At 42.3% G+C, this 12873-nt stretch carries 7 protein-coding genes; 2 read left to right on the forward strand and 5 right to left on the reverse strand.

Going from position 1 to position 12873, the window contains the following annotated elements; translation table 11 throughout:
- The first annotated feature begins 124 nt into the window (after positions 1-124).
- On the forward strand, positions 125-622 hold the full coding sequence (locus SIO70_RS24880; protein WP_320575331.1) for a hypothetical protein: 498 nt from the start codon (positions 125-127) through the stop codon (positions 620-622).
- 6 nt (positions 623-628) lie between these two features.
- A complete protein-coding gene (locus SIO70_RS24885; protein ID WP_320575333.1) occupies positions 629-1438 on the forward strand; it encodes an SOS response-associated peptidase in 810 nt (269 codons plus the stop codon).
- A 446-nt stretch (positions 1439-1884) separates the two neighbouring features.
- Here the strand turns inward: SIO70_RS24885 and SIO70_RS24890 are convergent, their stop codons facing one another.
- The 5 genes from SIO70_RS24890 to SIO70_RS24910 form a co-directional block, all read right to left on the reverse strand.
- A complete protein-coding gene (locus SIO70_RS24890) occupies positions 1885-2484 on the reverse strand; it encodes a hypothetical protein (protein ID WP_320575335.1) in 600 nt (199 codons plus the stop codon).
- Positions 2474-2974 (reverse strand): sigma-70 family RNA polymerase sigma factor, encoded by a 501-nt coding sequence (locus tag SIO70_RS24895; RefSeq protein WP_320575337.1) that lies wholly within the window; start codon positions 2972-2974, stop codon positions 2474-2476. Before SIO70_RS24895 ends, SIO70_RS24890 begins: the two co-directional genes overlap by 11 nt.
- Positions 2975-3050: 76 nt before the next feature.
- Positions 3051-3515 carry a hypothetical protein gene (locus SIO70_RS24900; protein WP_320575339.1) on the reverse strand — a complete coding sequence of 155 codons (465 nt, stop codon included), beginning with the start codon at positions 3513-3515 and terminating at the stop codon, positions 3051-3053.
- Positions 3516-9011: a hypothetical protein gene (locus SIO70_RS24905; RefSeq protein WP_320575341.1), complete on the reverse strand. Its 5496-nt coding sequence runs from the start codon at positions 9009-9011 to the stop codon at positions 3516-3518.
- A 61-nt stretch (positions 9012-9072) separates the two neighbouring features.
- Complete coding sequence (locus SIO70_RS24910) at positions 9073-12759, reverse strand: T9SS type A sorting domain-containing protein (RefSeq protein WP_320575343.1); 3687 nt, start codon at positions 12757-12759, stop codon at positions 9073-9075.
- Between the last annotated feature and the right edge of the window lie 114 nt (positions 12760-12873).

A 12873-nucleotide genomic window follows, 5' to 3' on the forward strand; every position in this document is an offset into this window, starting at 1 on the left:
TTACTTTAAATATCGCCTGTCAGTTTTAATCTTCCAGTTATTTTTTAGGAAATGATACGTTCAATCTTTTTCTGCCGAAAACACTTCAAATTGATTTTATCCTGAAAATGCGCAATTTTGTACAATGGCACTCATACAGCAATACAATCCTTTTGAGCCACTCACTGTAGAAAGAATTCAGCAATTGCTGCTGATGGGGCAACCAATTTTAGTCGTACAGCGGTTTCAATGGACAGGGATCACCAATGGAGCTGGTTTTATGGCGACAAGATATAGTTATCCCGAAGATGCCGCTGATCATTTAGCGAATCTATTGCCTAATGAAGGTAAATCGGTAGATTTGTCCATACCCGCACAACGGGATAAGCTGTTGGCGTTGTTGGCACCTGGTTCAACTTATCAGGTTTATATCGACTCTCTGAAAAACAAAAACTGGGCAAAGCAGATGCAAAAGGTTTATGCTGAAGATGTTCGGAAATATATCCGTAGCCAGACACAGCTAAAACCTGACAGAGATAAGGGTGTGGATATAAACTTTTACCTCCATTATGGCCGTGTGATGGCTATTATCAATACGGGCACACAACGGCTGGAAGTGCCTTTTTATGATATTATCAAATGATCCTTTATGTGTTACGATGTCTCTTTTCATACGAATATTCAACTAACGCTTGATATCTTTCCTAATCTTCAGGATAACAGGCAAATGGAATTGAACAGTGATGCGCTTATTCATGTGGAAGGCCATGCGCTTCCTTTGTATTATGTAATTAATACCAAGGATGGGGCTCCACAGCTGACAAATATGGAATGGGGTGTGACGCCTTTGTATGTAAAAGATCCGAAGGAAAGGAAGGCAAGGCGGTCCGGGATGATAAATGCCAGAAGTGAGCGGATACTGGATGACCATAAGTCTTATTGGTATAGGATCCGGAATAACCGTTGCCTGATTCCGGTGAGCGGGATTTTTGAGCACCGGCAGATAAATGGGTGGAAGAATAAGGTGCCTTATCTGGTGCAAATGAAGGGGATGCCTTTGTTCTTTTTGCCGGGATTATATCAGGAGAGTACGGAGGTTGATACTGCTACAGGTGAGTTATTCCAGGCAGGTACGTACACTTTGATTACGCGTCCGGCGAATGAGTTGATGGCCCAGATACATAATAGTGGGGAGAATAAGCATCGGATGCCGCTTTTTGTTCATCATGAGATGGCGAAACAGTGGATTGATCCGGAGTTGTCTGAGGCTGGGGTGCGGGAGGTGTTGAATTATGAGATACCCGTGGATGAATTGAGTTATAGTACGGTATATACGATTCGTGGAGCGAAGCTGCGGCCTGATCATAAGGAGAAGGATACGCCTTGGGAATGGCAGGCGTTGCCACCGTTGGGGAATGATACGCCGCTGAATGCGGGGACGCAGCAAAGTTTGTTTTAGAATTGCGTTGGCTGAGGGAAAAGCATTAATAAGATACTTTCAGACATCATACATTAGAAAATAACCAATTGAAGGAATAACCTTCGGCAATGAATGCCGGTCCGGTTCCATGAGTTTAATCAATTAATGAATAATCAGGTAAAGTAACAGGTACGGCCGGTTAATTCCAAAGGCCTGGACACAAACCATAACTTATTAATAAGCAATTAATTAAACAATAACTGTTACCCAATTAATGCCTTCACAGATGCAATCTATTAATTAGTTTCCTGTTGAAGTATAAGCCATTGCCAAAGATTGTCGGCAAGGACAAACAAGTCATAACAAAACTGATATTCAACCAGTTACCAAATCTGCTCATGCTAAAAACGCGCTCAAACCAATAAAAACCTCCATTTGCACACCTCCCTTCCTGTTAGCGGATACCCCCGTAGAGACAGCTTCCATTATTCCTTTAACTGATCCAGGACAGAACCAATCTCTTTAAGATACCTCCCATAGCTAAGTCTTATTCCAAATTCCAAAAATCCATATACTATTATTGTAGATATCGCCAGAATGATAACTCCTAAAGTAAGCAGGTGGCTTTGATCCATCAGGGAGGCTAAAGGAATTTTCGCTACCAAATACAGGAAAGTCATTATCACTAAAATTGGTATCAGGGCATAATTGAAAGACCTATACATCTCTATATTTACTTTTATATCGTAATACAAGCTGTAAAGACTGTCTTTTGAGTTGAGTGTGTAATTATAAAGACGGTTGTAAAAGAAGTAAAACCGGATCATATAATAGATTGAAATGATGACCAGAAAACCATAAGTCATATAAAAAGCCAGCTGAAAGTTGCTATGAAGACCCAACATTTGAGGGGAAAAGCCTACTACGATCATTCCAAATAATTGAAAGATCAACTCTGTACGCATGGTACTTCTTATTTTCTTTACAGGAGAATTCTTGCCCTTAAGATCGCTGAGGGCGTTTGGTAATTGAATGTTTTCATTGCCTTCCTGATTCCAGGCAGCCTGGATGTCGTCAAAATTCATATCCTTGATTTTTTATGAGTTCTTTTAGTTTATTTTTTGCTCTGTTTAACTTTACCCTGGCGTTTACTTCACTGATACCTAGCTGGAGGCTTATTTCCTTGTGGGTGTAGTTTTCAAGATGATAAAAGATTAAGGCCTTTTCTATCTTTTCCAATTGCTGTACCGCTTTGTAGAAGTGAGATAGCTTTAGTTCCTGGGAGATCGCTTCGTTTTCTTCAATTGGGAGGTTGTCCGGGATTGAAGAGGTGGTGAGCGGTTTTCTCTTTTCTTTTTTAAAGAAGGTGATGGCGGTGTTTACGGCGACACGGTACATCCAGGTGGAAAATTTGCTTTGGTGGGAAAAGGAGGAGTAGCTTTTCCAAAGTTGGTAAATGATTTCCTGAAAGAGGTCCTGCTGGTCTTCAGGAGATTCCATGTACATTTTGGAGATCTTGTGGAGGATGCCTTTGTGGGTATCCAGGAGGGAGAGGAAGTCATTTTCGGTGGGCAAAGTTTGGTTTTTAGGTGATTGTTTTTTTTAGTTAGTGTGGGGGGAAGGGGGAATGTTACAGGCGGGAGGGGATTTTTTAGTAGTCCTCCAAAATCCGCCAATCATATGCAAGAAATATTTTCTTTTTAAGAATGCCATTCTCCTTTAAAGTGGAGTTAAATTCTTGCAACTGAAAAGTATTATCAAATATTAGATTCTCAATTTGTTCATAATTATTATTGTAATTGAAGATTTCCGCGCCACTAAAAATTTCATGCTTATAAATTTTTAATAGTATAGTAAATTCAGTTAGACACTGAATAATATTAAAATCAGGGTTCTCTGGAAAAATTGCCCGGTGGTGCTTTTTAATTAATTCTATGTTTCCTTCCTTATAGAAGACCTGATCGAACTTACCGTTTAAGTAACGTTCTCCCACTTCCGTTAAAATTTCAGGATCAAAATAAAATCTATAATATACTTTTCGGGAAGAAATTGACTCTTTCGTAATCTCCGTTTTTTTGTTCAAAAAACAAAACGTCGTAAAATACTGATAATTCATTTATTTAATTTTTATATAGGGTGATACATCTAACCTTCCATCAATTTGAATTATTGATACGTGTACGTTAACTATCAATTTCTTAAGTTCATCCTGCCCATACTTTATTTTAAATCTATCCTGAAATTGAGCAGAAAAGGACCTTGCAGTTTTTTCTGAGGTATTCCGCAATAGGCTACCAGAAATGCGTCCACTATTTCCTAATTCCTCAACCAAATCGGGGTTAATTAAATTTGCTCTGTATCTATCGCAAATGGCATCATATTCTGCCTTTCCAACTTTTATTGCAACATCTATGTCTTTTGCTTTTTTCATCATTAATACACTCCCCTGCAAATAAACATCCTCTGCCGGAAGTCCCCACTCTTTCGCTAGTTCCTTTAATAAATCACCAAATTCCTCCATATCCTTTTTACTATGAAACAAATCAGGATACCCTTTCATTTTAATTTGGTTCCATACCATCATTTGTTCAATAAGCTCATCTGCTGTATACCTTTTATCCATTCTACAACCATTATAAATAATATCCGCTATCTCCTCGTCATTAAGTCCTATTCTTACCCCTCTTTTTACCATTGCTTCGACATCTTTCATCGGGATATTAAATTCATGGTCTTTGATGAACGAACCAGCTATTCTTTTCTTTATTATTGAAATAATATTCTTTACCAACACCTCCAAATCCACATCCTTACCTAGTAATAATACCAAATTCCCCGGAGTTCCTTCTTTCCCTATTCTCACCGGTTGCGATGCTCTACCATCTGGAAACAACCTTCTAAATCCCTCCTCAGCTTCAATCACTCCATTATCATAAATTTTAACCCAACCATCATTCACGATGATTGACATATCGAAAACAGTACAAAATTTTTGCGCTGTATTTAATTCACTGCTCGAAAGTATCACGATCTCCTTATCAGAAGAAATAACCATTTCATCCAAATACTTTATTAATGAATTATTATTTAAAGTGATTTTTACACCATTATTAATTATACTATAAGAATTACCTTCACTTTTTACCACTATATAGATTTTATCATCATTCAGATTTCCCAAATACGCTTCTAACTTCTTCTCCTGCTCTTCTGCCACAATAACTGCCAGCTTCTCAATCTCCCCCGCATCCCCCACATACCTCCCCGCCATCATCTCCGCCGGAACATTCACCCTCGCATTCCGTATCGCCTTCACACTCCCTACCGTCAAACTCCCCACCATATAAACCATCGCCAAATAATTCGTATACTTCACCAATTCCGGATGATCCTGATTCATCTCCGGAGCAACATTCGCATAAGTAACAAAACTCGTCAGACTCACATTCAACATCTCCACCCCCGTCTTCACCACCCCCGCCTCCATCAACCCCTCCATCCCAATTGCACACAACCCCGTATTCAATACCAAAGCCCCAAATGTTTCCGCCGCTGCCTTTGTATCCTGCTTAAATAACCCATATACCGAAATCGCCGGTAATATATACGGCACCCCCTGCTCCAACGTTGTACCAAATGCACTGACATCCCGTTTTGGAATTACTATCAGGTAATCCAATGGATTAAACTTCCCTGTAAATGGATTCCCTTCTGCATAATCCGAAAATAAAGCCCCCGCATCCAATCCCGATAATATGACTTTCAAATACGCCCCCACCCCTTCCCTGGTTTCCAAACTAATCTTTTGCTCTCTATCCTTGAAATCTTCCTGATTACTGGCAGTAAGGTAGCCATTGTCAAATACCAACCACCTTTTTTCAGTGGCTAATCCCTGTATCAATCCCATATCATTACCAGGCTTCTCTTCATTTAACCAGGCGACTGTTATCGCATTGCATAGCTGCGTAAAATTGCCTTTGGAGAAATAGAGATAATCATAAGTATCTGATAAAAGCGTATACAATACATGCTCCTGCTCTAATCGTTTTATCACCTCATGTAACGCTGCCGTACCACCACAGTTCCTTATTATCTCAAGCATGATATTCTGACCACCGAAGCCGCCACTGCTTACCGACCAACGCTGTCCGTAATCATCTTTCAGTAACTTAGTGATTAGACATGCCCGAACTTCGGGTGTAAGATCTGCAAATTGCGCACGGGTTAAGTAAGACGTCTTAGTACCCACAATTACAAAATGGGCGTTAATGAACTTCACTATATCACTCCCATTCGTAAATTCACACCGCTTCAATAATTGAATACTACTGTCCAGCTCCTTCAATTGCTGATGCATCTGCTTCAGTTGCTCAAATGAGAGCACATCGGGAGATTCTTTCCAATCTATATAATAGAGTTCAGGATTGTCATAATAGCAATTAAATAATTCATCATTTGTTGCCAGTACATCCTCCGGAAGAGAGATGATCGTTTTACAGATTGCAGCTATTTCTGCCTGTACTTCAGGTTCATCTGAACCAATTACCTGCAGCATCAGGCGGTTGTACTGCTGTGTATATTTATTATCCTGGCACAAACAACCATCGTTAGCATAAAGAACGTTGTTAACCTTTACAGCACAGGTGTAAATCTCTTTGCCAGCCTCGATCATGTTCACATTGTCACCCACCTGTTTAGAACGGCTATAGATATAAGCCGATGTATCGTACTTATCATAACTATACCCCTTAAACCTCCCCGTGCTGACAAAATAGATTGCGTTGTATTCCTTTCCCCCATATTCAAAACTATTGAGTGAACCAGCCATCGCTGGACTACTTTTACTGAAGTCCTGATAAAAAACAGAAAGTGGCACTGCGCCAGCAGGTAACTGCACGACAGTACTATCCGGCGCATAATAGACCGAAGATGTACAGCCAGCCCGGGCTTCTTTTTGTAAGCATTTGTATAAGGAAAGCCCTTTTGTTAGTTCACTACCGGCATCCTCTTCAAAGATGCCCCATACACTGCCCGGGTCATGCACAATGTCCCATTGGAATTTATATAATGCCAGCCCCGTACCTGATGTCATCACATTATTGGATGGACTGACAGCATGCTCTAATGTATAATCTCCATGCCCTATTTCATGGGCCACTGTGCGGGCTATTTCGGCGTCGGTGCCATTCTTTATGAATACAAAACTGAACTGACTCTGGCGGGGCATTTTTCCAAGCAGACCAGCATCTTCGCGCGCGGCTTCATTGACCATGAATAAGTACACCGCATCATCAGATATCCTGTGAGATTGGGTATATGCCTTTTTCATAGCCTTTTCTTCGCCCGTGAAACTATTGCTGAGCAGTGCACTTTTGCTATCCTGCAATACACCATCTTTGTTCAGGTCCCACGCCATGTTATCTTTAAAACTGTTGTCTGTTTCAAGCGTGTACGATATCCCTATATTTCCATAGACTGTTGCAAGGGTTTGAGAAATGGCCTTTTCGGGGATGATAACGTGTTCCCCGATGGGGATTAAAACCACCCTTTTTTGTAGGGAAGGATAGCTGGCTATTAGTAACTTCCCAATACTGGTGCCATCGGGACGGATAGCAAATAATTCCTGTGCATCTCCTGCAGGTCCACCAGTGATTGTGACCTTGCACGTGCCGTCTGTACACGTAGACGGGTAGATAATTCCTTTTCTGGTTATGAATACAATCGACGCGGTATCTGGGCGATTAGCAATGATTGTTTCCTGCGCACCAGGTATGATGGCTTTGGCACTGACATGGTATTGCCCATTTGCTAATGATTCATAGCTGGATGGATAATCCGCGTGAAAGGCATCGAAAGCGTATTTGTTATCTTTGCCCGCAGCGAATTCAATCCTGCCGGTACTGAGCTGGAGGTTATCAAGATTGGCCGCTAAGGCGTTATCCCGCTTGCCCACATAGTTGACCGCACCCTGCTGGGTGATCTGGTAAATATTTCCATTCGCATCTTCGATTAGCAAAGGAAGAGCTGTATAGTGAATGGTTTGAGTGGTGCCATCTTCACTATCGGTGAAGGTGATTGTGTGGGAAGTGGTATCTAATACGATGGCTTCTTTGGTAAAAAGGTGTAAGCGGGTGTTGATATCGGCGACCAGGTCACCTGTTTTTACTTTGCCCATATCATCACCACCATGCTGCGCATCCACAGCTGCTTTGATAAATTGATCGATCCCTTTGGTAACGGCATGCATTTCTCCACTGATAGCTACAAAATCAGTATTGACAACTACATCGTTTAAATAGACTTCCAGGCCAAAGCCCAAACCAGGGGTAATGATACGCCCATTAGTCAATGAGGTCAGGATGACTTCGTAATGGCCAATGCGAATGATATTACCTACCATAAGGGTAGCTTGCACCTGTTTATTGGTTGGCAGGGACAATAAACCGGCGTCTCCGCAGGCGATATGCTGTAATGCGGCTGTTTTGAGTGTTAAGAGGTCACTGAAGCTGCTATAGACACCAGATAGTTTCCATTGAAGATGAGCTTCATATTCCCTCTCCGGCTCAAGACTATTGATGAGAACAGTACTATCAGCCGTAAATTCTACTGTTTGCCAATCGTAGGTGATGTTATCTTTTGCGACTGCCCTGTATTGGAGCCGGTACGCATCTACTGCATTGAGTGGCCAATGGTAGCGGAGCTGCCGTTCACCCTGAACAGTGCCATATAAAACCGGCTTTTCAAAATGTTCGAATGGATTGGTACCAAGATAGGTGAATGTACAACTTTGGCTATATCCCTGGTTGCTATACAGGTCTTTCCCATCTTTGTCTATTGCCTGCACGATCCACACATATTGCATGCTGTCAATCAGTGCGGGTTCTGAAGGGCCATACAGAATTGTCGTATTGTCCGTCGTAATGGTGTAAAGCGGCCGGGTACTGCGAATGATATAATCCGGGATACTGCCTGCAGGTTTTATTTCATAAAGAGAGAAAATATAGGCCGTATTTGCCTGGCTGGTATTTCGGATTGACCAGTTGAATGTAAGAAATTGAGGATCCCGTCTTTCTACACGGCTACCACAAATGGGCAGATTCAATATTGGCGGGTCGCTCTTTTGTAAGAAAAATACACTGGCAATCGCATTACTTATTTGTATGCCAGGACGATGGGAGTCATACGCCTGAAAGGTAAGGCGGTAAGAACCTTCTGGCAATGACCGCGTACGTTCATATTCTTCACGGCTGTAGCCCCCACTGAAGAGAATATTGTCCGCTAAAAAATAATCTGCCAGCGCAGCACCGCTGATAATAATGGGAACACCGGCATTTATAGTGATGGATGATGGATGAAAAGAAGGTGAAGAACGCATGATCACTGTACCATTCCGCTCTACCGTCATTTGCAGACTGATTTCATAACCCGGTTGGGTGAGATCCCGTTGTAAAAGTATAACCCGCAATTTTTCGCTTCCTCCGGAATAATAATCCGGAAGAAATAAACTGTAGGGAGGTATAATTTGTGTACTTGCAGTAACAGGGTAGTCCTGCGCCTGCAAGGTGCATGTATAGGAAAACAATAAGATGATTAAATACTGTAGGCTTTTCATCTGCTGGTATTTTGGGGAGATGGTGGCCGGCAGTTACCGGCCGTTGTTCCAAATTCCCTTACTAGAATTGGCTGATTATGAATGGCACATCTTTGCTGTCATTTTCGGTTAGCACCCTTAGCAGGTACATACCGGCAAGAACATTTTTCAGGTCAAAGTTGTCCTCTATGATAAGTACAGGTGAATATTGTTTCCTGTCTATTAACCGGCCATTCAGGTCGTAGACGGTGATGGTGGCTGATTGCTTTCTATTTAAAAGCACTTTAAATTTAAAGTAGCCGTTATTGGGATTGGGAGAAATGATGACTGTATCTATTATGCTGGATGGTAGTTGATATACTGGAATGGCCAGCGGATCGAACGGCAGGATGTTGACCTCTTTTTGTAAGGTGTAAGTACAACTACCGAAGGTGGCATACATTTTTATCCAGTAGTCTCCCTGGTGGTTAAATCGGATCAATGGTGCGTCAAAGGGATCATTGCCCAGCCATTCTGCTGCCGGGGAGAATTCCCAGTTGACAGCGTCAGGGGCAGGAAGACAGATTTCCCGGACGGCAAGCGTATCTGATACATTATCCTGGGAGACGACGAGAAAATTGACCGTTGGCTGTGTGTTCTTCTTAGACAATGTTATTTTTTCTTCCACCAGGCAGTCATTGGCATCTTTTACTACAACCGTATAATCTCCAGGTCCGAGTTGTGTGAATACTGAATCGTCTGTCCAGTTCGCATCTCCAGGGGAATAGGCATAGTTGCGAACACCGCCATCAGCAAAAATGTTTATTATGCCATCCCGGAGGCCGTCACAAACGGGTACAGCGCTTACCTGCATTGTTAACGGAAAAGGCTGTGGCACTATATACGATCCTGATTGATGACAACCTCTCCCATCCAATACAGACAAGTGATACTCCCCTGCTCTTAAATGGGTCAGGTTATTAGTAGATAAAGAAGACTCTAACCACGCATATTGATAAACGCCATCACCTCCTGTGACTGCTATATTCAATTCACCTGTTGGTAAACCATAACACTGAACGGGTTTAATGACCGCTGCTATTTGTATTGCAGGATCTTCGGCTGTTATTACAGCAGGATATTTTGCCGGACAGCCATACTTATCCTTTGCATAAATTGTGTACGTACCAGCTGATAATCCGGAGAAATAAGGGGCAGTCTCCCAGTGGCTATCATCCAAAGAATATTGATAAGGCGCCTCGCCGCCGGAAGTGATAAAACGGATGCTGCCAGTTGTATCTGCTCCGCAATAAACATTTTGGATACCTGTTATTGTAATATCAAGCGGCGGGCGAAGGTTGTCTTCCAGCAATTCGACTGGTAAGGATTTGTTACACCCCCGATCGTCCATTACATACACGGTGTATTCACCTGCTAACAACCTATCAAAGACGGGTGATTCCTGCCAATCAATACTATCAAGGCTATAGGAAAGCGAATACGCATTGCCGGAAGCTGTAATATCGATTCGCCCTTCATCATTCCCCCTACAGGTAATATTTGTTAATACGGCCATTAAATACAGGCTATCAGGTAAACTGATCGTATAGGTATCCGTTGCCCAGGCCATACATCCATTTCCATCACTTACTCTTATATCATATTCTCCCGGGGTATGGATTTGTTCCAACGGGGAATAAATTTCCCCATGATCCCAGGAGTATTCATAAGTATATTGGCCATCTCCGCCGGAAGCCGTGATTTCAAATGCGGCCCCATCTTCAAGACATATTGCTTCCCGGATATGTACTTCAGATATAGCGAGTGGCAAAGGATTCGTCAATACGACTGTATCCGAAGTCATGCTACATCCATTATCTGTAATCGTTACATTGTAAGCACCGGGTGTGACCTCTTCTACCAACGACCCGATGGCAAACCAGTTCGGTTGCCCTAACTTTTCCCACGTGTAATAATAAGCCCCTGTTCCACCTGTTACGTGGGCTTCCATGTACCCATTGGCAGCATTGTAGCAGGTAATAGGTGTCGTTTGTATGCTGACCTGTAATGGCGGACGCTCATCAATTGTATATTGACGGGACAGGACATCATTGCAGGAGGTATTATTTCTCCTTACCTGCACAGTGTATTCTCCCGCAGGCAGGTGATCAAAGTCTCCTGTTGTATTCGTCATTTGTACCGGGCCTGTAAGTTGGAAAAGATGCCCATTGCCTGTTACCTGTAAATGGCCGTCATTGGCCCCATGGCAACTGACAGCGTCATTTTTTGTTAATTGTAATGAAAGCGGTGGAGGAGCTGTCAATGTTATGCTGGTATCCCACGAAGGACAGGAAGACTGGCTACTATCAGATATCCTGATTGTATAGTTTCCTGCCGCCAATCCGGAAAAGGAAGGTTGTATTACGCCTGCTTCATTGTACAGACCAATGATCCCCCCGGGTGCAGTGATGTCAACCCTGCCATCAGGAGGAAGATTACAGGTAGCGCCAGACAAATTGATGGTACTAACAATAGCAGGTGGCTCCATGAGCGTAATACTCACAACCTTTACATCATTACAAAATGTATCACTGACCATTGCCTGATAGGTACCAGCGGACAAATCTGCCCAGTAACCCGTTGTATTATTGATCACTTCTCCTGCAGGCGTTTTTAAGGAATAAATATAACCTCCGCCCCTTGTGGCCTGTACACTGATGATACCATCTTTTGCACCATGGCAGGCAATATGCGTTACTGATCTAACGGCTAATGAAAGTGCCGGCATTTCAGGAACTGCTATATTGATCGGGGTTAAACAATTACCTGAATTTCCCCCGGAATTAATTAACCATAATGTATATGTACCAGCCGGTATACCTTTTATAAATACGCCTTTTGCTAAACTGTCTGCGCCATTACTCCAGTCTACCAGATCACCACAATTTGTAGTACAGGGAGTGGTGACATTGCCAGGGCGCAATAACCAATACATGAAAGGATCTGTACTGGTAAGCGCACTTCCGGGAAGGTAAATCTTACCATTTGCCATACCTGCACATGCAGGCGAAATCACTATTGCACTCGCCTTATTTAATACAGGAGGAGCCGGTATGATCGTATAAAAATCTGAAGGTGTACTATAAGGGGAATAATATACCTTATCCGTGTATTCTGCCCTGATGCGACAACGAAAACGTGCATTTATAATCCCTGTAACCGGCATATGCATCGACGGTATAAAAGAAAAACTAAACCCTGCTGATGCTGAATCCAATCCCACCCACGCAGACGAGCCATTCAGATTATATTCCCATATCACGCTTGTACTCAGAATATTATCACTAAATAAAGGCCAGTTATCAATTGAACGCAGTGTGATGGCAGTATTAGCACAAGTTTGTGTAGTGGACGATACACTTGCGCTTACCTGCTGTGGCGCTGCCATCTCATATACATATCTTACGGAGAAATACCCCGTACTACTTACATCTCCATAGAATTGTAATTCCCCTCTGACAGGACTTATGGGATATATACTACTGCTGCTTATATTTCCTATTCTTACATCATCCCGATATAGCGAAAATGGTGGTATATGATTGACTGTTGCCTTGTATACAACGCCTCCTGTTACAGAAAATAAGGATGAACCCAATGACATGGTTTTGTCGAGTGACAATGTGCCAATTGAGCTAAATTGCGTCAGGTGAGCATAAACATTTACATTTATTTGTGCTAAGCCCGACAGATGTAATAATAATATTATTACCGTGGTAACAAACTTCATGATATAGGCTTAATTGTTACTGTTTTGGTTGATATTCTTTATAAAGAATATGGTCTGTAATGCAGCACGGATAGTGGTTAACATTAATGCTGCAGTGGTTATTACGAATATACG

It is taken from the genome of Chitinophaga sancti, assembly GCF_034087045.1.
GTDB lineage: Bacteria > Bacteroidota > Bacteroidia > Chitinophagales > Chitinophagaceae > Chitinophaga > Chitinophaga sancti_B.

What these genes read in the sequence shown, in the direction of transcription:
- SIO70_RS24880 (WP_320575331.1), top strand. Translation starts at nt 125, where the DNA reads ATGGCACTCATACAGCAATACAATCCTTTTGAGCCACTCACTGTAGAA.
- SIO70_RS24885 (WP_320575333.1), top strand. Translation starts at nt 629, where the DNA reads ATGTGTTACGATGTCTCTTTTCATACGAATATTCAACTAACGCTTGAT.
- SIO70_RS24890 (WP_320575335.1), bottom strand. Translation starts at nt 2,484, where the DNA reads ATGAATTTTGACGACATCCAGGCTGCCTGGAATCAGGAAGGCAATGAA.
- SIO70_RS24900 (WP_320575339.1), bottom strand. Translation starts at nt 3,515, where the DNA reads ATGAATTATCAGTATTTTACGACGTTTTGTTTTTTGAACAAAAAAACG.
- SIO70_RS24905 (WP_320575341.1), bottom strand. Translation starts at nt 9,011, where the DNA reads ATGAAAAGCCTACAGTATTTAATCATCTTATTGTTTTCCTATACATGC.
- SIO70_RS24910 (WP_320575343.1), bottom strand. Translation starts at nt 12,759, where the DNA reads ATGAAGTTTGTTACCACGGTAATAATATTATTATTACATCTGTCGGGC.